Origin of the sequence: Pseudarthrobacter oxydans (assembly GCF_013314975.1) — a bacterium.
GTDB classification, from domain to species: domain Bacteria; phylum Actinomycetota; class Actinomycetes; order Actinomycetales; family Micrococcaceae; genus Arthrobacter; species Arthrobacter oxydans.
The window spans coordinates 257,053-281,572 of the sequence record NZ_JABTYH010000001.1 but is presented as its reverse complement, the minus strand read 5'-3'; the positions used below and the strand labels follow the sequence as shown (position 1 = coordinate 281,572).

At 67.7% G+C, this 24,520-nt stretch carries 21 protein-coding genes; 17 read left to right on the top strand and 4 right to left on the bottom strand.

What is annotated here, in order from left to right; translation table 11 throughout:
- Positions 1 to 8 precede the first annotated feature (8 nt).
- Both HTS88_RS01265 and HTS88_RS01260 read left to right on the top strand, forming a co-directional pair.
- Positions 9 to 2,267, top strand: a complete 2,259-nt coding sequence (locus HTS88_RS01265; protein WP_174174669.1) for an alpha-galactosidase — start codon at positions 9 to 11, stop codon at positions 2,265 to 2,267.
- Positions 2,268 to 2,464: 197 nt separating this feature from the next.
- Positions 2,465 to 3,142 carry an HNH endonuclease family protein gene (locus HTS88_RS01260; protein ID WP_374724844.1) on the top strand — a complete coding sequence of 226 codons (678 nt, stop codon included), beginning with the start codon at positions 2,465 to 2,467 and terminating at the stop codon, positions 3,140 to 3,142.
- Between the two features lie 34 nt (positions 3,143 to 3,176).
- Here the strand turns inward: HTS88_RS01260 and HTS88_RS01255 are convergent, their stop codons facing one another.
- On the bottom strand, positions 3,177 to 5,417 hold the full coding sequence (locus HTS88_RS01255; protein WP_174174667.1) for a DNA/RNA non-specific endonuclease: 2,241 nt from the start codon (positions 5,415 to 5,417) through the stop codon (positions 3,177 to 3,179).
- Positions 5,418 to 5,484: 67 nt separating this feature from the next.
- Positions 5,485 to 6,714 (bottom strand): S8 family peptidase, encoded by a 1,230-nt coding sequence (locus HTS88_RS01250; protein ID WP_174174664.1) that lies wholly within the window; start codon positions 6,712 to 6,714, stop codon positions 5,485 to 5,487.
- Between the two features lie 255 nt (positions 6,715 to 6,969).
- On the opposite strand from HTS88_RS01250, the gene HTS88_RS01245 reads away from it, so the two are divergent.
- From HTS88_RS01245 to HTS88_RS01220, 6 genes are all read left to right on the top strand, one after another.
- Complete coding sequence (locus HTS88_RS01245; protein WP_374724840.1) at positions 6,970 to 7,848, top strand: SMP-30/gluconolactonase/LRE family protein; 879 nt, start codon at positions 6,970 to 6,972, stop codon at positions 7,846 to 7,848.
- 17 nt (positions 7,849 to 7,865) lie between these two features.
- Complete coding sequence (locus HTS88_RS01240) at positions 7,866 to 8,897, top strand: aldo/keto reductase (RefSeq protein WP_174174662.1); 1,032 nt, start codon at positions 7,866 to 7,868, stop codon at positions 8,895 to 8,897.
- Positions 8,898 to 9,005: 108 nt separating this feature from the next.
- A complete protein-coding gene (locus HTS88_RS01235) occupies positions 9,006 to 9,650 on the top strand; it encodes a dihydrofolate reductase family protein (protein ID WP_174174660.1) in 645 nt (214 codons plus the stop codon).
- A 77-nt stretch (positions 9,651 to 9,727) separates the two neighbouring features.
- Positions 9,728 to 10,387 (top strand): cyclodeaminase/cyclohydrolase family protein, encoded by a 660-nt coding sequence (locus HTS88_RS01230; RefSeq protein ID WP_174174658.1) that lies wholly within the window; start codon positions 9,728 to 9,730, stop codon positions 10,385 to 10,387.
- A 56-nt stretch (positions 10,388 to 10,443) separates the two neighbouring features.
- Positions 10,444 to 11,568, top strand: a complete 1,125-nt coding sequence (locus HTS88_RS01225) for an alpha/beta hydrolase (protein WP_246255873.1) — start codon at positions 10,444 to 10,446, stop codon at positions 11,566 to 11,568.
- On the top strand, positions 11,528 to 12,475 hold the full coding sequence (locus tag HTS88_RS01220) for an alpha/beta fold hydrolase (RefSeq protein ID WP_174174656.1): 948 nt from the start codon (positions 11,528 to 11,530) through the stop codon (positions 12,473 to 12,475). Before HTS88_RS01225 ends, HTS88_RS01220 begins: the two co-directional genes overlap by 41 nt.
- A 3-nt stretch (positions 12,476 to 12,478) precedes the next feature.
- On the opposite strand, the gene HTS88_RS01215 is transcribed toward HTS88_RS01220, so the two are convergent.
- Complete coding sequence (locus tag HTS88_RS01215; RefSeq protein WP_343044858.1) at positions 12,479 to 13,279, bottom strand: glycosyltransferase family 2 protein; 801 nt, start codon at positions 13,277 to 13,279, stop codon at positions 12,479 to 12,481.
- 108 nt (positions 13,280 to 13,387) lie between these two features.
- Here HTS88_RS01215 and HTS88_RS01210 point away from each other — a divergent pair, with 108 nt between their 5' ends.
- The 8 genes from HTS88_RS01210 (at position 13,388) to HTS88_RS01175 (ending at position 22,661) form a co-directional block, all read left to right on the top strand.
- A complete protein-coding gene (locus HTS88_RS01210) occupies positions 13,388 to 14,776 on the top strand; it encodes a sigma 54-interacting transcriptional regulator (protein ID WP_174174653.1) in 1,389 nt (462 codons plus the stop codon).
- Between the two features lie 53 nt (positions 14,777 to 14,829).
- Complete coding sequence (locus HTS88_RS01205; RefSeq protein WP_174174651.1) at positions 14,830 to 16,836, top strand: vWA domain-containing protein; 2,007 nt, start codon at positions 14,830 to 14,832, stop codon at positions 16,834 to 16,836.
- 68 nt (positions 16,837 to 16,904) lie between these two features.
- Positions 16,905 to 17,843: a 5'-3' exonuclease gene (locus HTS88_RS01200; protein ID WP_174174648.1), complete on the top strand. Its 939-nt coding sequence runs from the start codon at positions 16,905 to 16,907 to the stop codon at positions 17,841 to 17,843.
- A gap of 132 nt (positions 17,844 to 17,975) precedes the next feature.
- Positions 17,976 to 18,491: a flavin reductase family protein gene (locus HTS88_RS01195; protein WP_174174645.1), complete on the top strand. Its 516-nt coding sequence runs from the start codon at positions 17,976 to 17,978 to the stop codon at positions 18,489 to 18,491.
- 139 nt (positions 18,492 to 18,630) lie between these two features.
- A complete protein-coding gene (locus HTS88_RS01190) occupies positions 18,631 to 18,981 on the top strand; it encodes a hypothetical protein (RefSeq protein ID WP_174174643.1) in 351 nt (116 codons plus the stop codon).
- Positions 18,971 to 19,591 (top strand): hypothetical protein, encoded by a 621-nt coding sequence (locus HTS88_RS01185; protein WP_174174641.1) that lies wholly within the window; start codon positions 18,971 to 18,973, stop codon positions 19,589 to 19,591. Before HTS88_RS01190 ends, HTS88_RS01185 begins: the two co-directional genes overlap by 11 nt.
- Positions 19,592 to 19,698: 107 nt before the next feature.
- Positions 19,699 to 22,353, top strand: a complete 2,655-nt coding sequence (gene hrpB / locus HTS88_RS01180) for an ATP-dependent helicase HrpB (protein WP_174174639.1) — start codon at positions 19,699 to 19,701, stop codon at positions 22,351 to 22,353.
- 155 nt (positions 22,354 to 22,508) lie between these two features.
- Entirely contained in the window at positions 22,509 to 22,661 is a 153-nt protein-coding gene (locus HTS88_RS01175; RefSeq protein WP_174174637.1) for a hypothetical protein, read from the top strand.
- Positions 22,662 to 22,704: 43 nt separating this feature from the next.
- Here HTS88_RS01175 and HTS88_RS01170 read toward each other — a convergent pair whose 3' ends face one another.
- A complete protein-coding gene (locus HTS88_RS01170; protein WP_174174635.1) occupies positions 22,705 to 23,382 on the bottom strand; it encodes an alpha/beta hydrolase family protein in 678 nt (225 codons plus the stop codon).
- A 68-nt stretch (positions 23,383 to 23,450) separates the two neighbouring features.
- Here HTS88_RS01170 and ligD point away from each other — a divergent pair, with 68 nt between their 5' ends.
- Positions 23,451 to 24,473, top strand: a complete 1,023-nt coding sequence (gene ligD, locus HTS88_RS01165) for a non-homologous end-joining DNA ligase (protein WP_174174633.1) — start codon at positions 23,451 to 23,453, stop codon at positions 24,471 to 24,473.
- The last annotated feature ends 47 nt before the right edge of the window (positions 24,474 to 24,520 follow it).

Genomic DNA, 24,520 nt, shown 5'->3' with positions numbered 1-24,520 from the left:
GGACCTCCATGCCCAGCCAGAACCCGGGTGCGATCCTGCACCTGACAGCAGGTGGAGTGTCGGTGGTACTCGACGCCACGAACGGGCAATTACCGGCAATTGTGCACTGGGGAGGGCAACTGCCCGTGCTGACTGCCGAAGAAGCAAGAACAATGGTGGGAGCCTGTACTCCCGTCACGGGTTCCAGCACCATCGGCGTGCCACCCCGGCCTGGCCTCATGCCCGGACAGGACTCAGGCTGGTTGGGGCGTCCAGGACTGCGTGGCTCCTTCGACGGCATTGGGTGGTCGCCGAAATTCCGGGTCCACACTGTGGACCTCAATGGCGTACCAGTGACCGGGTTCGCATCGGCCGGAGCAGGTCGGGTGCTGGTCAGCGCAACCGACGACGCACAGCGGCTGCGCCTTGACCTGACCTTGGACCTGCTTCCCGGCGGGCTGATGCGCAGCCGGGCGAAGCTGACCAACCTGCACGAAAAGACGTACGCGCTCGACGATGTCTCCCTGGCCTTCCCGATTCCTGCTGAAGCAACGGAATTGCTCGATTTCGCGGGAAGCCACAACCTTGAACGGGTTCCGCAGCGCGGAACCCTGCGCACAGGGACGCACCTCCGTGAGAACCGAAAGGGCCGGACCGGCTCGGACAGCGCCTTTATACTGCACGCCGGAACTCCTGGATTCGGCTTCGGCAACGGTGAAGTCTGGGCCGTCCACACGGCATGGAGCGGAAACCACCACCATTTCGCCGAACGCTTCTTCGGCGACCAGCTGCTCGGCGGCGGCGAACTGCTTCTTCCCGGCGAAGTCCGGCTGGGCCCCGGTGACACCTATCGGAGCCCCTGGGTTTACGCCTCGTACGGGACGGGCCTTGACGCCGTTGCCAGCCGTTTCCATGCCCATGTGCGGAGCCGCACTTCTCCGGTATCCGCAGATCGCCCCGTGACCCTGAACGTGTGGGAAGCCGTCTACTTCGACCACGACGAACAAAAACTCATGGACCTGGCAGAACGTGCCGCTGCCGCCGGCGTTGAGCGCTACGTGCTCGACGACGGCTGGTTCGGTTCGCGCCGCGACGACACCTCAGGATTGGGGGACTGGGTTGTCTCTCCGGATGTATGGCCTGCCGGGCTGCACCCGCTGGTGGACCGCGTCCACGACCTCGGGATGCAGTTCGGGCTATGGTTCGAACCCGAGATGGTCAACCCGGACAGCGATGTGGCTCGCGCCCATCCGGAGTGGATCATGGCGGCCCGTTCCGACTGGCCTGTTGAATCGCGCAGCCAGCAGGTCCTGAACCTTGGCATCCCCGAGGCCTACGAGCACGTCAAGAAGCAAATCCTCGCCCTCCTGGCCGAGCACAAGCTGGACTACATCAAATGGGACCACAACCGGGACCTCATTGAGGCGGGAAACCAGCTGGAGGGCGGGCGTCCCGGTGTCCACCGGCAGACGCTGGCGTTCTACGCGCTGCTTGAGGAGATCCGTTCGGAACATCCCGGACTGGAGATTGAGTCATGCTCTTCAGGCGGAGCCCGCGTAGACCTCGGCGTTCTGGAGCACACAGACCGGGTTTGGGTGTCGGACAACATCGACCCCCACGACCGGCAAACAATGCTCCGCTGGACCACGCAGCTGCTTCCACCCGAATACCTGGGATCACACATCGCATCAGGCCGTTCCCACACCACCGGCCGCCAACACGACCTGTCGTTCCGCGCGGGTACCGCCGTCTTCGGATACCTCGGTGTCGAATGGGACCTCGCCACCGCCACCGAGAAGGAACTCGACAGCCTGCGCCGGTGGATCTCCTTCTACAAACAGGAACGCGGGCTGCTGCTCAGCGGGGACGTGATCCGCATGGACGGTCCCGATGCCCAAGTACTCGTACACGGCGTCGTCAGCCCGGATCGCTCCGAAGCGATCTTCGCGCAAGCGGCACTGGACAGCCTTTACCCGGACCCGACCGGGCGCCTCCGCTTGCGAGGACTCGACCCCGAGGTGCGATACCACGTGGCGCCGGACTTCACCGATCCACACCATCCGGACTGGTCCCGCCGGAATGGTGGGGCCAGCCGAAGGCCTCCGAAATACACATTGAACGGACGTCGCTGCGGGCAGCCGTTCGGACGACATAAGCTTCCCGGGGGCCGTGTTCGCTGGCGGTCTGCTGGAAAAGGTTGGTGTCGCGTCGCCCAGACTTCACCCCGACCAGGTGGTTCTGTACCGGCTGATCAAACTCCCCTAAGCCAGCCGTACATTAAAATTTGACGGCGGCACTCACCTGAGTGCCGCCGTCGAAGCGGCTTTCTGGGGGGACCAAAGAACTCGGCGTGTGGCTGGCACCACGGACCCGCCTCCCGGCCGCAGGCGGCAGTCGAAGCTAGCGTGGAACAGCCCGCTGCAACAGAAGGACCGTTCACATCATCCGCTCCGCCGCCCAGACCCTGACCCTGGCAGCCTCCCTCCTGCTGGCCGGCTCCCTCGCCAGTTGTGACGCTGCAGCCAGCGCCCTTGAGGTTCTTGAATCCGCTCAAGGCAGCGCAGCCGAGGCCCCGGCCGCTGCCGACCCGTCCCTTGCCGTTGATGTTGCCCAGGCCCTTGAGCTGCTGCAGGGCATCCCGGTGAAGGGCCGCGCCCCTAAGACGGGCTATAGCCGGGACGAGTTCGGACCAGCCTGGGCTGACGTCGACCGCAACGGCTGCGACACCCGCAATGACATCCTCGCCCGGGACCTGACCGGCGAAACGTTCAAGGCCGGCACCAACAACTGCGTTGTCACCGCCGGTACCCTGGCCGATAAGTACACCGGCGCGACCATCAATTTCACCCGCGGTCAGGACACCAGCTCCGACGTGCAGATCGATCACATCGTGCCACTCAGCGACGCCTGGCAGAAGGGCGCGCAGCAACTCAGCGCCAACCAGCGCAAGGAACTCGCCAACGACCCGCTGAACCTCATGGCTGCAGACGGGCCAACCAACAGCGCCAAGGGCGACAGGGACGCCGCCACGTGGCTGCCTCCGAACAAGGCCTTCCGATGCGAATACGTGGCACGCCAAACGGCCGTCAAGGCCACGTACAAACTCTGGGTCACACAAGCCGAACACGACGCGGTTGCCAGCATTCTTGAAGGCTGCAGGTAGATCCACCCCGGCTTCCCGGCACCAGCGCAACCGGCTACAACTGCACGTCCTCCAACGTACGGAGCTCACGGGCGGGAGTTGGTGTGGCCAGCGCTTCCTGGGCCCGGGGGAGCGGTTCGAATTCGTCGTTCATCGGGTCCCAGCCGAAGAGATGGCCGAAGTCCAGTCCGGTGAGTTCACTGATCCTGCGGATGGGTACCTGGAAAGTGACCGGTGTGAAGGCCTCCCTGAGAATGCCCTCCACCAGTTCATGCTGGCTGATCATGTACGCGCTGGCGGAATGGCTGCCGTCCGGACGCTGGAAGACGAGCATCTTCCAGAACGACAGCGGGATGCGGGCGGCCTGGAACTCCGGATCATTGGCTGTGAAGACAGGGCCGGTAAACACACTGAGCCGCAGCTTTTCAGCCTTCGCCGTGTCCAGCACGTAGTCTTCCAGGCCGGCCCACAAAGACGCACCCTGGTTGAACTTCTTGTGCTGCGGGGAGCAATTGGTGAAGTGGAACGTATCGTCGTTCGCAGCCTTTGCAGCGGCGTCGGGGCCCCAGGCCGGATCCAGGCGGCGGACGAGGTGGCCGCGGTCAAAGTCGTTGCCGGCATAGAGGTCCCCGCCAATCTGCTCCGACCGGTCCAGCCGGGGGTCGAAGTACCACTTGTCGCGGTCCCGCTTGGGGGACTGGCTGAGCCGGCCATCGACGTTCACGGCTGTGTAGAGGGCCAGCCGCCTGCTGCGGTGCATGACGAGGCTGAAGTGATGGTAGTTCAGCACTGTCGGGTCCTGCCCCTGGGCCGGGCGACGGTTCTGCGCCGCCTCCGCACGCTGTTCCGCCGTGAGCACCGGCAGCGGTACAGGCACATCCAGGAAGTCGGGGTCGTAGCCCTTTCTTCCCTCGTAGTCGGGGTCTATCGCCACGGCTTCCTCGGCCAGCGCACTTCCCGTGCCGATGGCATCCCCGCTGCCCGGACCAACGGCGTCCCCGCTGCCAGGGCCCGCGGTCCGGCCTGCGGACGAGGGGGCCGGTTCGTGTGCCGCCTGCACTGCACCGAGCCGGACCGTGATGTGCAGGGGGATGGTGAGGGACACGGCCCCCTCCGCCGTGGCGACTGGCTGCTCCACCGGTTGAGGCAGTTGGACCTCCACCGGGCCCTGCCGTTCCACCACCGGGTCCAGTTCTACCGGGTCCAGAAGTTCTGCCGGGTGGGGCGGGTCGGCCGGCAGGGGAGGCGGGTTCAGTGCTTCCTCCAGCAGGGCCCGTTCTTCGTTGGTCATGCCGTCGGCGTTCGCTCCCAGCCAGGCCAGGATGCTGCTGATCCGGATTCCCTCATTGGCCACCCACTGGATCCGCAGCTCATCCTGCGTGCTGTCCCACACGGTGCCGTCCACCGTCAGGATGTCGCCTGCCGCATTGCGGGCAGGGACGCCGGAATGGTGCAGGCCCAGGACTTCCCACTGGTTGTTGAAGAGCGGTGAACCGGAGGAGCCTGGAGAGGTGTCCGTGTGGTAGTGCAGGAACTGGTCAAAGCGGTCGATGAGTTCGTTCTGCTGCAGCGCGAGCTGCTTCTCCTGGCCTTCCGGGTGCTGGATGATGTTGATGGACTCTCCCAGCAGGATCTTGCCCTGCTCCTTCGATGTGCGGTTGAAGCCGAAGCCGGCCAGCGGAACCGAGACACCCGCCCCGTCCGGACGTGAGGCCGCTGCCACCGCCACCACGGTGACATCCAGTCCGGAGTCCGTCCGGAAGAAGGTGTCCGGCTCGAGGTCAAACTGCGATGCAGCCAGCGGAAGGCCGCTGACGCCGTTTTGGAAGTTGAATTCCAGCCGGGAAAAGCGGGCAGACTGGGCGTCTGCCAGCACGTGGTTGTTCGTCAGGGCCAGGCGCGGCGAGATCATGAACCCCGTGCCGAAGGAGCGGATCTGGAACCGGTCACGGACAATGACCCTCCCCACACTGCGTGCCACCGCCGTGCCCAACTCCAGGAAAGCGATGCCCAGCAGGTTGTTCCCGCCGATAATCCGCTCCAGCACCAGCTCATCCCGCACCTGGCCACGGGCTGCCGGCGAGGTTTCCGCCGTCGCCTTGAGCGCGTCCCTTACAACCGGCTGGCGCATGACGCGACGGCTGCGCAGTTCCACCCGTTCCGGCGCGTCCACGTTGAGGATGCTTCCCTGCGGGGTGTGTGCCTCCGCGATCTTTTCCTCCGTCCCCGCGCGTGGACCTTTGCGTGCCTGGAAGCGCGCCTGGGTGGCGGTGAGCACGTCGTCCGGTATGACCATGGGTCCGCTCCTTGGACTACTACTTCAGGCCGGCGACTGACAGCGTCGGATGGAACGCCTGGCCGCGCTAGTTTGCATTTGTTGGCGCCTGGATCAGGCCCGCCCCAACGTCCACGGGGTCCGTGCCGGCCTTGAGGGGCTTGAACGTTCCGGACGCGATGAGTTTGGCCTGGAGGAGCACGGGGCTGAGGGGGCCCTGCGCCAGGAGCCGTTCAGCCCACAGGGCCGCCACGCCAGCCACGTGCGGGGTGGCCATGCTGGTGCCGCTGATCGTTTTCGTTCCGCCGTTGAGCCAGGCACTGAAGACCCCGACGCCGGGACCGGCCACCGTGGCCATCGTGTTCGAGAAGGGTGCCACGGTAAGTCCGCCGCCGCCGTCGGCCAGGGCGGCCACGGACGTAATACCGAAGGCCGCGGCCGGTGGGGCCACATTGATCTCATATGCGGGGTTGCCGGTGCGTTCGCTCTCATTGCCGGCGGCTGCGACCACGATCGTCGTCTGGGCGACGGAGGCCCGCGCGTTGAGAAGGTTGGCGAGCTGTTCGAACAGCCGCACGTTGGCACGGTAGCCTTCAAGCGCTATGGAGGTGGCGGCGGGAATGGACAGGCCGTGCACCTTCACCAGCTCGTCCACCCAGCCCGGGAAGTCGATGCCCAGCGACATGGAGATGACGTGGGCGCCGTTGTCGGCGGCCCAGAGCATGGCGGAGGCCAGGATGTCGCTGCTGCCGCCGTTGGGGCCTCCGAGAACTTTGCCGATCACCGCTTTCTGGACGCCCGTTGCGACGCCGATCCTCTGCCCTGAGATGTCGCGGCCAAAGATCGTGCCGGCGCAGTGGGTGCCATGGCCGTTGTCGTCTTCGGCGCTGCCGGCGCCGGTGAAGTCTTTTGTGACCAGGTTGACGCCGGCGAAGGCCGGGTGGTTGGCGGCGATGCCGGTGTCCAGGACCGCGACCGTCACCCCGGCACCGGAGAACGGCGAGGTGTGTGCGCCCACGGCCTTGACGCCCCACGTTGCCGCCGCGGACGGTGCAGTATCGGCGTCGAAGGGTTCGATGAGTTTCATGGGCATGGCGGGAGCGAAGCCGAGGACCGTGGGGTCGTTCCGCAGGGCGTTGAGAGTTGAGCCGGAGGGGTTCTCGTCACTTTCCACCGTCATGCTGACAGCGCGTTCGGCGATGTTCTGGGCGGTGCTTTCGAGCCCCGGCGACGCCCCCGGTCCATCGAACGGGTCACGGGTTGCGCCGAGGGAAGGCGCGCGCAGAATCATGATTTTCTGGTTGAACAGGTTGGACATCCTGGGCTCCTTGGCCTCTACACGGAACGGTCTGCGCCAGTGGCGCAGCTGCGGCAGTGAACGTATCAGCGGCGTGGTGGTCCCACACGTCGCCAGTTTTACGCCCGGAAGCGTTACATCAGCGTTACTGCGTGCAGCGCATGGACCGAAAATCGTCCACCCCGCGCTATCGTTTTCCGTAATGCGCGGGCCGGGCGGCGCGCCAGGCATTGGGCACTGCAACGGCTCCACAACCTGCATCGTGAAGGGACTCTGGTGGGCGTACTGACGGAAGGCAAGCTGAAGTGCCTGTCCACGGGCTCGGTGTGGGCGGAGGGGCCCGTGTGGGTTCCGTCCTCGCAGACCGTGCGGTGGAGCGATATTCCCAACAACCGCATCCTTGAGTTCGAGGCGGCCACGGGTACCACCCGTGAATACGCCACCGGAGCCGGGTTCACCAACGGCCGGACCCTCGACGCCGACGGCAGCGTTGTGCAGTGCAGCCACGGAAGCCGCCGCGTCGAGCGGGACGTCGGGGGGACAGTGACAGGACTGGTTGACTCCTTCCAGGGCAGGCGGCTGAACTCACCCAACGACGTCGTGGTTGCCCGCGACTCCAGCGTCTGGTTCACCGACCCGCCCTACGGGATCCTTCCGGGAACCAGGGAAGGGCACGAGGGGGAGCAGGAGTACGGGGGCTGCTACGTGTTCCGGTTCGAGCCTGGCCCCGGGTCCCTCACTGCTGTGGTGACGGACCTCGTGTATCCGAACGGGCTGGCGTTCTCGCCTGATGAGGCGGTCCTTTACGTGACGGACACGGCCGGTCCGGACCACGGAGTGCCGCTGCGGATCGCCTCCTACGACGTGCGGGGCGGCGCGTGCACACGCCGTGCTCCCGCCGTCGAACTTGACGAAGACCATGCTGCCGACGGCTTGCGCGTGGACGTCCAGGGGCGGATCTGGACCTCAGCCGGGCCGGAAGTGCGTGTCTATTCACCGTCATTCGAACTCCTGGACACGGTACGCGTGCCTGAAAAGGTATCGAACGTGTGCTTCGGAGGCCCGGACGGCCAGGACCTCTACATCACCGCAACCACCAGCCTTTACCGGATCCGCACCACTACCCGGGACTCAGCTGCCCGGTCCACCAACTGACACAAAAGAGGCCAACCATGCACTACAGAACCCTGGGAAACAGCGGCACGGTCGTGTCCACCCTCGCGCTGGGAACCATGACGTTCGGGGCGGAGGCCACAGAGGAATCATCACACGCCATCCTGGACAGCTATTTCGACGCCGGCGGCAACTTCATCGACACGGCTGACGTCTACAGCACGGGAGTTTCGGAAGAGATCATCGGACGCTGGCTGGGCAGGCGTCCGGACCTCAAGGACACTGCGGTGATAGCCACCAAAGGCCGTTTCCCGATGGGGACGGGACCGAACGACGTCGGAACGTCCCGCCGGAGGTTGATCCGCGCCCTGGACGACTCGCTGCGGCGCCTCGGCGTGGAACAGATCGACCTGTACCAGCTGCACGCCTGGGACCCGATCAGCCCGCTCGAGGAGACGCTGCGCTTCCTTGACGACTCGGTCAGCCGCGGAAAGATCGCCTATTACGGCTTCTCCAACTTCCTGGGGTGGCAGCTGACCAAGGCCGTCCACCTTGCCCGCGCCCACGGCTGGACTCCGGCGGTGACCCTGCAGCCCCAGTACAGCCTGCTGGTGCGGGACATTGAATCCGAAATCGTCCCCGCCGCGCTCGACGCCGGTATCGGGCTGCTGCCATGGTCACCTTTGGGAGGCGGCTGGTTGTCCGGCAAGTACAAGCGGGACCAGGCCCCCAAGGGTGCAACACGGCTCGGCGAGAACCCCGAACGCGGCATGGAGGCCTGGAAGGCACGCAACAGCAATCCCGGCACCTGGGAGGTCATCGGTGCCGTGGAAGACATTGCGGCCGCCCGCGGAGTGAGTCCTTCCCAAGTGGCGCTGGCGTGGCTCCTGGACAGGCCTGCTGTGACCTCGGTGATCCTGGGTGCCCGCACCACGGAGCAGCTCGCCGACAACCTTGCCGCAGCGGGCCTGCAGCTCAGCACGGAAGAGGCCGGCCATTTAACCCGGGTCAGCCAGCCCCGGACAGGGGTCTATCCGTACGGCCCGATGGCGGACGAGCAGCGCAGCCGCAGGATCGAGGGTGGACGGTAGCACCCGGCGGACCACCTTGTAGCGCACGTGTGTCACCAACCGCGTGCCTTGAAGGTCCTGCCGGCACGGGGCTACGATTGCCGGCACCTGCCACCAAAGGAGACGGCCATGGGTGCGGCGTCTGAACGGGAACCATCCCCGGTTGAGCTGATGGTTGACCTCATCATTTCGCTTGACGGCTGTGCCTCGGCGGAGGGATGGCCCGGCTGGTGGGGCCTTGAAGGGCCGGAGTACCTGGCCTGGCTCGAGCAGGAGGGCCACAAGGAGTGCACGTACCTTCTGGGTGCGAACACCTACCGGCTGATGTCCGGCATGTCGGAGGAAGCCGCGGCAGGAGGCACGGGGTTTTCCGACGAAGAAGGGGCGAGCCTTACCGGCCTTGCAGCCGTGCCCAAGGTCGTCTTTTCCTCCACGCTGCAGGGGCCGCTGCCCTGGCCGAACTCGACGCTGGTCAGCGGGGACGCCGTGGGGGCCGTGAAGGACATGAAACGGAACGGCACCGGTCGCCTGAGCACCCTCGGCAGCCTGAGCCTGTGCCGGTCGCTGCTGAACGCCGGCCTGGTAAACAGGTTCCGGCTGGTGGTGTTCCCTGTCATCACGGGCCGCACCGGCAGGGAACGGATCTTCGACGGCTATCCGGACGTTGCGCTCGAGATGGTGGACAGCCGGACCTTCGACGGGAGGCTGCAGCTGCTTGACTACATCCCCACGGTCCTGGACGGTCCGGGACAGTCTGGCGGGGGCAGCGACTGACCCGCGGAGCGCCCCGGCGGTGGATGCCCCGCCACATGAACCACGATGACGGGCCGGCACCGGGCACACTTGATGGCATGACTGATACCGATGCCGTAACCACCCAGCGCTCAACAGTGGAGGAATGGACGCGTGCCCTGGCGGAGTCCAAAGGTTCACCGGGCGGAGGTGCCGGGACCGGGGTGATGCTTGCCATTGCCGCATCACTGGCATCAATGGTTGCCGGCTACACGGAACCGCAGGAGGACCAGCGGGCAGAACTCGCCTCCCTGCATGCCCGCGCCCATGCTCTTCGGGAGGCCGCCCTTAAATTGGCCGACGACGACGCTGCCGCCTCCGAAGCGTTCGGCGCCGCCTTTCGGCTCGAAAAGGGCCCGGAACGGGATCAGGCGATCCACCGCGCCTCCGTCGATGCAGCCAGGGCATCGGCCTTCCTGGGGGAGCGGGCTGTCGCTGCCATTGACGACCTTGGCTGGCTTGCCGCCAACGGCAACCCGGCGCTCATCGCCGATGTCGTCGTCGGATTCGGCGCCCTGAGGGCGGCGGTAGCGGGGGCGCGTACGAACGTCAGCTTCGACCTTGCCACCCTCCGGTCTGCCGGGGCCACGCTGGAGCAGATCAGGGAACAGCACCCGGGCCTGTGGTCGGCCGTTGAGCAGTTGACCGCAGCCCTCGATCGCATTGACCATCTCACCGCAGCCGTGGATGACCGGGCAGCGCCCACCGACCTGGACTGACCTCCCGCACCACTGCCAGGCCGCTTGTGAAGGGTCCCGCCCGGTACCATTAAGGGATGACCAGGGCGGTCCGGGATCCACGCAGCACCTTTTCGCCGGCACGGAAAGTGCGGGGCTTGTTGCGCCGGGTACCGGTGTGGAGCTGGCGGCTCCTGATGGCGGGCGTGAGCTCCCGCGAACGGGCCAGGTTCAACATGGATCCCCGCACCGACGTCGATTACGTCCATGACATCCCCTACGCAGACGACGGGGCTGCCGGGCACCGGCTCGACGTGCTCACGCCCCGGAACACCGTGCTTCACGGGGCCAGGGCCCTTCCCGTCTACGTGTATTTCCACGGCGGAGGGTGGACCTCCGGGGACAAATCGGCCGTCACCAAGTACTGCGCCAACCAGGCGTCGGGCGGGATGGTGGTAGTCAACGTCAACTACCGCAGGCCGCCCCGCTTCCACATGGGCCATGTGCTCCATGACGCCAACGCCGCGGTAGCGTGGGTCCGCAGCAACATTGGGCGTTACGGGGGTGATCCCGAATGCGTGGTCCTGGGTGGCGACTCCGCCGGGGGACAGATCGCCGCTTTGCTCACGGCTGCCACGGTGCGGCCCGAGCTAGCAGCACACTACTCCCTCCGCCCTGCCGTGGCCGGGCATCACCTGAGGGGCCTTGTGCAGCACTGCAGCGTGGTTGATTTTTCCGTGTTCTTCAAGAGCGGCTTCATCATGAGCCTGAACTTTGTCCGCATGCTGCTGCCCCCGGCAGGCCCGGCACGGAGCCGGATCCGAAACCCCTTCACCACGCCGGAATCCATCGAATGGCTGAAGACCCAGGCCGGCTTCATGTCCCCCATCGAGTGGCTCGACGAGCGGTTCCCGCCGGTATTCGTCACTACCTCGGAACGTGACTTCCTGTACGAGGCCAACATCAATTTCATCAGCAGGCTCACATTCCACGGCGTTCCGGTGGACACCCTGATCTACCAGTGGTCCAACGCCAACACGGAACACACGTGGCAGCAGGACTACCGTTATCCGGAATCCCAGGAGGTGTACCTCCGGCTGCACGACTTCGTCCGCAAGGTCACGCAGCGCCCCGCGGACCACGCCTCTCACGAAACGCGGGCATCGGGGCTATCTTGGGACGATGGGAGCCCAGGACCAGCCGCCGTTGGGGGTCAGCCCTGACGAGTTCGGTTCGGCCCGCGTGGACGAGGCTGCCCTCCTCGATGCAGGGCTGGGCGACGTCGACTGGGCCAGCCCGCCGCCGGGATCGCGGTCCCTCCGGATCCCGGCACCCAGCGGGCAGCTCGCGGCACGGGCCATGGGCAGCCCCCTTGACCCCTGGATCATCCTGGTTCCGGGCGCCACGGGCTCCAAAGAGGACTTTTCGCTGATGATGCCGGACCTGGCCGCAGCCGGCTACTTTGTGCTGAGCTACGACATGGCCGGCCAGTACGAATCGGCCGCGGCGGGACCCGAAAACCTGGTGCCGCCACGGCTGCACTACGACTACGGACTCTTCGTGGGCGACTTCCTTGCCATCCTTGAAAGTGCCGGGAAACCGGCCCACGTGGTGGGCTATTCATTCGCCGCGATCGTTGTCCAGATTGCCTACTCGCAGCGGCCGGACCTGTTCCGGACGCTCACGCTCCTGAGCTGTCCGCCGGAGCCCGGGCAGAGCTTCCGGAGCGTGAGCCGGATTGGCAGGTTCAGCAGCTGGGCCAATGGACGGATCGGTGCGGCCCTGCTCATCTGGGGCATCCGACGGAGCTTCGTCCGCGTGCCCAGGAGCCGGCAGAAGTTCGTCAACTACCGGTTCCGCTTCACCCGGCGCGCAGCGGTCCGTGACATCTACGTGCTGATGAAGAACGTCCCGGACCTGCGCGGCCTCCTGGCCGCCGCGGACCTCCCGAAATTCGTGGCGGTGGGCGAACACGATCTCTGGCCCTTGCAGCTGCACCGGCTGTTCGCCCAGGCCATTGGTGGCAGGATCGCCGTTTACCGGGGCGGGCACAGTCCGTGCGAGACGTCCCCTCACCAGTTCAGCCGCGATCTTCTTGCCCTGTACGCGAAGGACAGCGGGCCTGCGTGAGCGCTATCCGCCGTCGCCTGTTCCTGCCCGCCTGCGCCGGGACTCCCTTCCACGCCGTGCCCGTACCCGCTCCCGGCGGCGCCGGAGCGGAGGTTCCTCCCCGAACTCCACCCGGAAGGTGGTCAGCGACATGCGGATATGGCGGCGGAAGGACGGCCAGCTGGTGAGCGGCCGGGAGGAGACGCCCATCGCCAGGGTGGGGTCATAGATGACCGTCATCTCCGGGCGGAGGTGGTACGAGATGTCAAGGTCGTCGTGGACATCGGCGTTGTCCCTCACCACGCTTCCGCCGATCTCCTGCCACACCGCACGCCGCAGCGCGAAGTTCGACCCGTAAACGGGCGTGTGGCCCAGGAGGAATCCCACCACCGAGAAGTAACCGCCCAGGAAGACATGCCTTCCGGCCCACCGGACCCAGCGGCGCCCGCCGTAGAACTCGCCGGGTCCAGTCACCAGGGACAGCGGGCCCGCGGCGCCAAGGACGGTTTCCACCCGTTCCAGCCAGTCCGCCGGGGGCCTGGAGTCCGTGTCCAGCCGGGCAATGATGTCTCCCGCCGCCGCATCGAAGCCGGCAGCCGTGGTGGCCGGAATGCCCGGCACATGGACGGGAATCCGCCGTACCCCGGCTGCGCTGCAAACGGCGGCGGTATCGTCGCTGCTGGCATTGTCCACCACGATGATCTCGTCCGCGGGCCGGGTTTGCCGGGACAGCAGGTGCAGGCACGCCCTGAGCATTGCGGCGTCATTGCGGGTGGGAATGACCACCGAGACTTTTAGCGCGTTCCCTGCGGGCTCCCTGGACACGCCATCACCTCCATGTTCCACGCGGCAACCTCTGCACCAATGCTGGGGGATGGAAGCGCGCACCGGCAGGGGCTTTTGTCACCCATAGTGCGGGGCTACGGTGGAGGGGTGACTGATCGTCCCGATATCTTCACCGCTGGTGAATTGCGTGCCTCCGGCCACGTCCTCAAGGACCTGCGCCAGGAAATCCGCGGAAACCTGCTCGCCGCGCTCGCGGCCGGCAAGGATCCGTGGCCGGGGATCTACGGCTTCGGCCGGACGGTGCTTCCCCAGCTCGAGCGTGCCCTGCTTGCCGGGCATGACGTGGTCCTGCTCGGCGAGCGGGGGCAGGGCAAGACGCGGCTCCTGCGCACCCTGGCCGGGCTCCTGGATGAATGGTCACCCATCATCGAGGGGTCCGAACTGAATGAACACCCGTTCGATCCGATTACCGAGCATTCCCGCGCCCTTGCCCTGACCGAGGGCGACCGGCTGCGGGTAGCCTGGCGCCACCGTTCGGAACGCTACGTGGAGAAACTCGCGACGCCGGACACCTCCGTTGCGGACCTCATTGGCGACGTCGACCCGATGCGGGTGGCTGAGGGGCGGCGCCTCGGGGACCCGGAAACCATCCACTACGGCCTTGTCCCGCGCTCCAACCGCGGCATCATCGCCATCAACGAACTGCCGGACCTTGCCGAACGGATCCAGGTGTCCATGCTCAACGTGATGGAGGAGCGGGACATCCAGATCCGCGGCTACGTGCTCCGGCTTCCGCTGGACGTGCTGGTGGTCGCGTCCGCCAACCCGGAGGACTACACCAACCGCGGCAGGATCATCACGCCGCTGAAGGACCGCTTCGGCGCGGAGATCAGGACGCATTACCCCATAGAGCTCGACGACGAGGTGTCCGTGATCCGGCAGGAGGGGCACCTGGTGGCCGACGTCCCGCCGGTGATCCTCGAAATCCTGGCCCGCTACACCCGTGCGCTGAGGCAGTCCCCGGCGATCAACCAGACCTCCGGGGTGTCGGCGCGGTTCGCCATTGCCGGCGCCGAAACAGTGGCCGCCGCGGCCCTCCGCCGAGCCAGCATGCGCGGCGAAGCCGAGGCCGTCGCGCGGATCGTGGACCTGGACACCGCCGTTGAAGTCCTCAGCGGCAAGATCGAATTCGAATCCGGTGAGGAAGGGCGTGAACAGGCCGTCCTTGACCACCTGCTGCGCACGGCCACGGCCGAAGCCGTGCGGGCGCATTTCCAGGGCCTTGACCTGGGCCCGCTGGTGGCAGCGCTGGACGGGCACACCACCGTGACCACCGGGGAGCACGTGACAGCACGTGAATTCCTCGGGAACCTGCCGTCCTTGAACGGGTCCGGGCTCTACGACGAGATCGGCAGCCGCCTCGGCGCCGGGAACGAGGGCCAGCGGGCCGCCGCCATCGAACTGGCGCTGGAAGGGCTCTACCTGGCCCGGCGGATCTCCAAGGAGTCCGACGACGAAGAAACGGTGTACGGGTAGGGCGCCACCGTGCGTGGCCGGGCAGATGGCTGAAGCGAGGGACGGGCGGCACCATGAACATCCATAACCATTCCGCCAGGTACGGCCGGTACACGGGCGGTCCGGATCCGCTCGCGCCCCCTGTTGACCTCGCCGAGGCGCTGGACGCCGTCGCCGAGGACGTCATGGCGGGGTACTCGCCGCGCCACGCCCTGCAGGAGTTCCTCCGGCGCGGCGGGCGGAACCGGGAAGGACTGGATGACCTCGCCAGGCGCGTCCAGCAGCACCGCAATGACCTGCTGGCCCGCCACAACCTGGACGGCACCCTCAACGAGGTCAAGAAACTCCTGGACACTGCCGTTCTGGAGGAACGAAAGCAGCTGGCCCGCGATGCCATGATGGACAACACGGAGCGCGCCTTCCGGGAGCTGCAGCTGCAGAACCTGCCCGCATCCACAGCCGCGGCGGTGAACGACCTGGCCTCTTACGACTGGCAGTCCGGCGCTGCACGGGAAGCCTACGAACGGATCAAGGACCTGCTGGGCCGCGAGGCCCTGGACCAGCGGTTCGCCGGCATGAAGCAGGCTCTGGAGGGTGCCACGGAGCAGGACCGGGAAGCTGTCAGCGCCATGCTGCGCGACCTGAACACGCTGCTGGACAAACACCGGCGCGGCGAGGATACCGACGCCGACTTCCAGGAGTTCATGGCCCGCCACGGCAGCTTCTTCCCTGAAAACCCCCAGTCGGTTGAGGAGCTGATTGACGCCCTTGCCGCGCGGGCCGCTGCTGCCCAGCGGCTCCTGCAGTCCATGTCCCGGGAGCAGCGGGAGGAGCTGATGAACCTCTCGGCCCAGGCGTTCGGCTCGCCGGAACTCATGGCCCAGCTCGGCCAACTCGACGATAACCTGCGCGCCCTCCGCCCCGGCGAAGACTGGACAGGCTCGGAACGCTTCGAGGGCCAGGAAGGGCTGGGCCTCGGCGACGGCACCGGTGTGCTCCAGGACATCGCCGAACTGGACGGGCTGGCCGAACAGCTCTCCCAGTCCTACAACGGCTCCACCCTCGGCGACCTGGACCTGGATGCCCTGGCGCGCCAGGTCGGGCAGGACGCCGCCGTCACCGCCCGCACGCTGGCCGACATCGAACGGGCCATGCAGGACGGCGGGTACCTGAGGCGGGGCGCGGACGGGGACCTGCGGCTCTCACCGCAGGCCATGCGGCGGCTGGGGAAGTCCCTGCTGCGGGATACGGCCAAGCAGCTGTCAGGGCGGCAGGGGCGCCGGGATACCCGGGTTGCCGGCGCGGCCGGGGAGCAGACCGGATCCAGCCGTCAGTGGGAGTTCGGGGACGCAGAGCCCTGGGACGTCACCCGCACGCTGACCAACGCGATCAGCCGCACCGCTGCCGGCGGCGGAACCCCTGGCAGCGGCCTCCGCCTCACCCCGGCGGACATCGAAGTGAGCGAAACTGAAGCGCGGACGCAGGCCGCCGTCGTCCTCCTTGTGGATGTGTCCTTTTCGATGGCGGCCGAGGGGAGATGGGTTCCGATGAAACGCACCGCGCTGGCGCTGCACCACCTGGTCTCCACCCGTTTCCGCGGCGACAGGCTGGAACTGATCACGTTCGGCCGCCATGCCCAGGCAATGGACATCGAGGGACTCACCGCCCTCCCGCCGCTGCGGGAGCAGGGAACCAACCTGCATCACGGATTGCTGCTTGCAGGCCGTTTCTTCCGCAGACACCCGTCCATGCAGCCTGTCCTCCTGGTGGTGACCGACGGCGAACCTACAGCCCATCTGCTGCCGGAGGGCGAGGCGTGGTTCTGCTGGCCCTCCGACCCGGAAACCATCCGAGTCACGGTCGCGGAGCTCGACCGGCTGGGCAGGGCCGGCACGCAGGCCACATTCTTCCGGCTGGGGGCCGACCCCAGCCTGGAACGGTTCGTCCAGCGCATGGTGCGCAGGGTGGGCGGCCGGGTTGTCGCTCCCGAGGCAGGGAATCTTGGCGCCGCGGTGGTGGGGGAGTATCTACGGGCACACTTCCGGGGACAGGCCTTCGGGGACTCCGACTGGGCTTCCTAGCCGGGACAGCCGGCAAAGTGCCGGCGCCGTTGCCCCGTTGCCGGGCTGATTCATGTGAGGATCGAAGCATGCCTGACCGCCTCATGCTGCTGGACACCGCATCGCTGTACTTCCGCGCCTTCTACGGACTGCCGGACACGATCCGCCGCGCGGACGGCACACCGGTCAACGCCGTCCGCGGACTGTTGGACATGATCGCCCGGCTCACCACGGACTATGGGGCAACGCACCTCATTGCCTGCTGGGACGACGACTGGAGGCCGCAGTGGCGGGTGGATCTCCTGCCCACCTACAAGGCCCACCGGGTGGCGGAGGCCGTCACGGGTGCCCCGGACGTCGAAGTTGTCCCCGACGCGCTGGAGGCGCAGCTTCCCATGATCCGCCGGGTTCTTGGGCTCGCCGGCATCGCCATTGTGGGCGCCCCCGACCATGAGGCCGACGACGTTGTGGGCACCTATGCGAGCCATGCGGACCTTCCCGTCGACGTGGTCACCGGTGACCGCGACCTCTTCCAGGTCTGCGACGACGAACGGCAGGTCCGCGTGATCTACACCGCCCGCGGCATGAAGAACCTCGAGGTCATTACCGAAGAAGTGGTGGTGGCCAAGTACGGGGTGCTGCCCCAGCAGTACGCCGACTACGCAACACTGCGTGGTGACGCCTCCGATGGCCTGCCCGGGGTTGCAGGAATCGGCGAAAAAACCGCGGCCGCGCTGCTGCTGAAATACGGAACCCTGGAGGGCCTGCTGGAGGCGGCCGGGCACCCCGGCAGCGGCATGGCTGGCCCCGTGAAGGCCAAGCTGGCCGCCGCCGCGGACTACCTCTCGGTGGCCCCCGCCGTGGTGAGGCTGGTGCGGGACCTGGACCTGCCGAGTCCCGAACAGGCGGGTGCGGAACTGAACCCCGTGCCGGATCAACCACGGGCCGAACTCGAACGGCTCGCCACTGAGTGGAACCTGGGCGGCTCGGTCAGGCGGCTCCTGGCGGCGCTTGACCTGCGGCAATAGGCCCGGCGGGTTACGGCGGATGTAGCCGCATGACCCCTGGTTTCGGTTCGCGTCGGCCCGTGTCAGCGTGCTTGAAGAGCCGGGTTAGGCGATGGTTTGGTGGGGTAACGATCCACACGAGAGGCCAACTTCATGACAGCCACATCAGATCTTGCACCCCGCCGACTCCGGGACATCCTGGGGACCTTTGCTACCGGGCTGACCGTCATCACCAGCTCAACGGACCAGGGGCCGGCCGGTTTCACCTGCCAGTCGTTCGCATCGTTGTCCCTGGAACCTGCGCTCGTCACGTTCAGCCCTGCCCGCACCTCCAGCACCTGGCCCCTGCTGCGGAGAGCCGGGTCCTTTACCGTCAACGTCCTTCCGGCCGGCCACCAGCACCTTGCAGGACAGTTCGCGCGGTCCGGTGCGGACAAGTTTGCCGGCGTCAGCCACACTGCCTCCCCTCTGGGGAATCCCATCCTGGACGACGCCCTGGCCTGGATCGACTGCGAACTCCATGCCGAGTACGACGGCGGCGACCACACCATCGTGGTGGCGGCTGTCCGGCACCTGAGCGCCCGCCAGGACGCAGAACCGCTGGTCTTCTTCAAGGGCCGGTACGCCGGGCTGGCCACCGCGGAGCGGCTGCTCGAAGCTGCCGGCTGATCCATCCGGCGGCGGGCACAGGGGGCCGCAGCGGCTGTTTTCCCGCCGCGCCACGCTTGCATCATCCATTTCAGGTAGTAAGCTTGCTGACCATTAGTACTAAGCTTGCTGATTAATTGGAGTGGCGGGAGCGGGTCGAATGAGTGCAGTTGTTGTTGCCATCTGGTCCCTGGTGGCCGCAGCCGGAGCAGGCCTGGCCGCCAGCGCTCCGTACGGCGCCGTGGGCCACGGGGGACAGTACCTCGCCGGCCATGTGCTGCTCGGACTCGGCCTCGGCCAGTTGTTGGCGGCCGTGGTCCGGTATGCCATTCGGCGGATGGTTGCCGGAACGGCAGCCCGGACGTCACCCGCGGCCCTTTCCGGGGTTCCGGCACTGCAAGCCGCTGCCGTACCTGCAGGGGACAGGGCTGCGGGGGACAGCGCAGCCGTGACCGTCCTCTACCCCCGGCCTGCCGCCGTCGTTCCCTTGCGGGGCAGGCATGCCGCCTGACCATCTGCTGCCGGGTGGGGCGCAGGGCTCCCCGCCAAGGCGCCCACACCGAAGGTCATGGACCGGGCTGGCCGCCGCAGTGGCCGCGGCCACCCTTGTTGCAGGCGCCGTCAGTGTTTCTCCGGGTATGGCCGGTGCCGGGTCGGATGGGGCCACCCTCCGCGGTTTCCAGATCCGCGTTCTCAACGTCACCCAGGCCGCTGCGGAGAACAGGCTGGACGGGGTTCTCGATGCCCTTGAGGCGCTGGAGCGGGACCTCGACCTGGCGGCCGGCCAGGGATCAATCTCCGCGGCCCGGTACCGGGGCATCGATGCTGCACTGGAGGCTGTCCGGGCTGATGTCACCCGCACCCTCACCGCGCAGTCAGCCTCTGCCGCAGATGCCGCAGCAGCTGTCGCGGCGGCGGAGACGCCAACGGTGAACGTCGCCGCGCCTGAGCCGGCGCCGGCACCGGAAACCCAGCCTGTCCAGCCCCGGCCGGTCCCGCTCCAGCCGGAAGCGCCCGCCGCTGCTGCGGGGCCGGCACCCGAACCCGCGCCGCAGGAACAGAACCTTCCGGAGGCCGCCAAGGAGGCCAAGGAAAAGGGCAAGGGCGCCGGAAAGCCCTGAAACATCCGCTGTGATGGGCCCGGTGCCAGGGAACCCTGCGCCCGGAACCCCGTGCCTGGCGGGGCTCGTTGTCCGCAACGGACTGACGGGCCGGGCAAAATGGAGGCATGACTTCCCCCAGCGGCCCGCCGGTGCCCCAACCCGGCCGGGCCTTCGACCTCCCGGCCATCGGCGCCGGCCTGCCCTTTGCCGGCTCGCTCGCGGCTTTGGCCGAAGCGCTGGGCGATGGCGCGGCGGGAGGAACGGCGGTAGTCCAGGCGCCGCCGGGAACGGGCAAGACCACACTGGTTCCACCACTTCTCGCCAACCTCGTGGCACGCCCTCCGGCCGGCGCCCCCGCAGCGCCCCGCAGGATTGTTGTCACCCAGCCGCGGCGGGTCGCCGCCCGCGCCGCAGCCCGCCGGCTCGCTGACCTTGACGGCAGCCCGCTAGGCAGCCGTGTGGGTTACACGGTGCGGGGAGAGCGCCGGACTGGACCCGAGACCCTTATCGAATTCGTCACGCCCGGCATCCTGCTGCGACGCCTGCTGGCCGATCCGGACCTGACGGCGGCCGGCGCAGTGGTTCTGGACGAGGTGCACGAACGCGGCCTGGAAACGGATCTCCTGTTTGGCATGCTCACCGAAGTCCGCCAGCTGCGCGGCGACCTCACCGTCGTCGCCATGTCCGCCACCCTGGACGCCCCCAGGTTCGCTGCCCTCCTGGGAGACCACGACGGCGGCGGGCCGGCTCCCGTTGTCGGCTGCCCCTCGGCCCTCCATCCGCTGGAGACGGAGTGGTGTCCTGCGCCCGGCCCGCGGTTGGACGGCAGGGGAGTGACGCGTGCTTTCCTGGATTTCATCGCAGACACCGCCGCCGGGGCCCACCGGCAAGCACTGGCAATGGACCGCGCTGCCGACGCGCTCGTCTTCGTCCCCGGGGCCTGGGAAGTGTCCCGGGTTGCGGCGGGGCTCCGAATCCGGGTGGGCCCGGGGACTGACGTGCTGGAACTCCACGGCAGGGTGGGCCCGGCCGAGCAGGACCGGGCGGTGTCCGGCCGCCGGCCGGGGGAGAACCCGAGGATCATCGTTTCCACGGACCTGGCCGAGTCGTCGCTGACCGTGCCTGGGGTCCGGCTGGTCATCGATTCGGGGCTGGCCCGTGAACCGCGGCGCGACGCCGCCCGGGGAATGAACGGGCTGGTGACGGTTTCCTGCTCCCGCGCTTCTGCCGACCAGCGTGCGGGACGCGCGGCCCGCCAGGGCCCCGGGACCGTGGTCCGCTGCTACAGCCAGCAGGCGTTCGGCGCCGCCCCGGCCCACGTGACCCCGGAAATCACCGTGGCGGACCTTGCCGGAGCCGCCCTGGTGATGGCGTGCTGGGGGTCACCGCGCGGGAAGGGCCTCGCCCTGCCGGACTCCCCGCCCGAGCAGGCCATGGAAGATGCCATGGAAATCCTGCTCGAACTTGGTGCCGTGTCCGGGGATGGCCACGCGACCGCGGCCGGCAGGACCCTGGCGGGCCTTCCGGTTGATCCGCGGCTCGGCCGCGCATTGCTCGACGGCGCCGCTGCCGCCGGTCCCGGGGCGGCAGCCGAGGTGGTGGCCGCCGTGGCCAGTGACGCGCGCGCTCCCGGTGCGGACCTGCCGCGCCTCCTGTCCGACCTCCGAAGCGATAAGGGACCGGCCGGCCGGCGCTGGGCAGACGAGAGCCGCCGCCTCCGGGTCCTGGCGCAGCAAGGAGGGCCGCTGGCTGACATTCCCGGCCTCCCGCCTCTCGCCGGCGGGACCGCACTGGTGGGCGCCGTCGTCGCCCTCGCCTTCCCGGACCGCGTGGCACGCAGGGTTCCCGGCGACGGTCCCGAGCGGTACTTGCTGTCCTCCGGCACCCGGGCCGGACTCCCTGCTGGAAGCAGCCTTGCCGGGCACGAATGGCTGGCAGTGGCTGAGGTGTCCCGAGGCGACGGCAGGGACTCGGCCGGTACCGGTGCCGTGATCCGCGCCGCAGCCCCGCTCTCCGCCGACCTCGCCGAATCAGCCGCATCCCACCTCCTGGTCGAGAACGTGGAGGCGGCCTTGACGCAGGGCCGGGTCACCGCGCGCAAAGTCCGGCGGCTGGGCGCTATTGTCCTCGCGTCCACCCCCGTGCGGCCGTCGCCTGCCGAGGGCCGCGCCGCGGTGGCAGCAGCGCTGCGGAAGGAAGGACTCGCCGCCCTCGCCTGGTCGACGACGGCGGACGCCTTGCGCAGGCGGCTCGCCTTCCTGCATCGCGAGCTGGGGGAGCCGTGGCCGGACGTGTCGGAGGCCGGACTCCTCCGCAGGCTGCAGGACTGGCTGGGACCCGAGCTTGAGTCGCTTGCGGCCGGCGCGGACGTCAACACGATTAACCTTGCCGAGCCCCTGCGGCGGCTGCTTCCGTGGCCGGAGGCAGCCAGGATGGAGGAGCTCGCGCCTGAATCACTGGAAGTTCCCAGCGGCTCCAGGGTGCGGATTGACTACCCCGAGTGGTCTGATGTGACGGCGCCGCCGGTGGTGGCCGTCAAACTCCAGGAGTGTTTTGGCCTGGCCGCGACGCCCCGCCTGGTCAATGGCCGGGTGCCGGTGCTGTTCCACTTGCTCTCACCGGCCCGGCGGCCGCTGGCTGTCACCGGGGACCTGGCGTCCTTCTGGTCCGGACCCTACGCCCAGGTCCGGGCCGAAATGCGGGGCCGCTACCCCAGGCATCCCTGGCCCGAAGATCCCTGGTCCGCGCCCGCCACTGCACGGCCCAAGCAGCGAAAGTAGCGTCCCGCCGGGGACGGCCTCCCCGGCCCGTGAACCGTGCGTGAGATGTCCGATACACGCTTGTTACTTCGCGTCGACGTGCTGAAACATGCGCCGCATAGGCTCGTTTCCACCTGGACAGAGTGGTCCACACGCAGACATGGAAGGACCTACAGATGTTTCTCCTCAACAACCTCAATCTCCTGCTCGACGGCCGCCGGAGCGATGACAGCCGGTTCCCCACGGGCGGAACCGGAAGCACGGAATTCCCCGAAGGACAGCTCACTTCGTCAGCCTGGGAAGGATGGTGGCACGAAGAAGCCGCCTGACAGCCGGTCTTCGGCCGGCCCGGCCCCTGGAACGCCTCCGGCCTCAGCCGGAGGCGCGGACAAAGCGGGCCACCGGCTCCGCCAGGGAGGCGCCCACCTCTGCCGCGGAACGCTTGAGGCCTGCCACCGCAAAGGAATGGTCACCGCCGTCCACCCACTGCAGGACGGCTGAGGGTCCGATCCTGCCCACCACATCCTCCAGGAGCCCGGGGGTAGCGAACGTGTCCCGGCTGCCCTGCAGGAAAAGCATGGGCGCAGTGATGCCGTACAGGTGTTCGTCCCGGAGCTTGTCGGGCTTCCCCGGAGCATGCAGGGGGTAACCCAGGTACACCAGCCCGGCGGCTTCCATCCCCTCCGCGACGGCCATGGAGGCCATCCGTCCGCCGAACGATTTACCGGCCGCCCAGAGCGGGCCGGTGTCGCCGTGGTCCGCCGCCCGCTTCGCCGCAGCCGCCATAGCGGCCCGCCAGGCGGTAATGGCGGCGGGCGGACGGTCCGGAAATTTCCGCCCCGCCTCCCGGTAGGGGAAGTTGAAGCGCAGGGTGGCAATGCCCAGGGAGTTCAACCCATCGGTGAACCCGCGCAGGAAGGGATGCTCCATGCCTGCGCCGGCACCATGGGCCACCACCACGGTGGCGGACGGACTGTCGGGACGGGCGTACGCGGCAGACACCGTGCCCTCGCCCACAGCGATGGAAAAGTCTGATTCTAAAACGGACATGCCTCCATCTTGCCGGACCGGCTGCGCAAATCTGCCGGGCCTCCGATGCAGGGGTGTACGTTGTCCCCATGGCGAGTGAACAGACCACCCTGACAGTCCCGGGCCCGCACGGCGAGCGCGAAATGCGCATCTCGAGCCCCAGCAGGGTGATCTGGCCCGAACCCGGAATCACCAAACTCGACCTGGCCCGGTACATCACTGACGTCGGGGACGCGTTCATCGCTGCCAATGGCGGCAGGCCAGTGGCGCTGCAGAGGTTCTCGGGCACCATCGAGGGGGAAATGTTCTTCTCCAAGAACCCGCCGAAGGGCGCCCCTGAGTTCATCCGGTCCACGCCCGTGGTGTTCCCGAGCGCCCGCTCACATCCCATGCTGATACTTGACGAGCCCGCCGCCGCGGTGTGGGCAGTGCAGATGAACACCATCGTGTTCCACCCCTGGCCGTCACGCGCGGACAACACGGACAACCCCGACCAGCTCCGCATCGATCTTGACCCCCAGCCTGGAACGGATTTCGACGACGCCGTCCCGGCTGCCGTGGCGCTGAAGGAGGTGCTGGCAGAGGCAGGCCTGGAATGCTTCATCAAGACCTCCGGCAACCGGGGCCTGCACGTGTACGCGCCCGTCGAACCCACCAGGGAATTCCTTGACGTCCGGCATGCCGTGATCGCCGCGGCCCGGGAGCTGGAACGCCGCATGCCGGACAAGGTCACCACGGCCTGGTGGAAGGAAGAGCGCGGCCAGCGGGTGTTCGTGGACTTCAACCAGGCGAACCGGGACCGGACCATCGCAGGCGCCTACAGCCCGCGGCCGCTGGCCCATGCGCCAGTGTCCTGCCCCATCACCTGGGACGAGTTGGGACACGTGGACCCGAAGGACTTCACCATCCTGACCGTGCCGGACCGGCTTAAAACGGTCGGTGACCCTTGGGCCAAAATGCACAGCAAGCCGGGGACCATCGATACCCTGCTCGAATGGTGGGACCGCGACCTCAAGTCCGGGCTGGGCGAACTCCCCTTCCCGCCGGACTACCCCAAAATGCCGGGCGAGCCGCCCCGGGTGCAGCCCAGCAGGGCGCGGAAGCAGGACTAGCCCGCCCGGAAGGGGCTGGCCGCCGCCAGTAACTGCGGCCGGGGCGG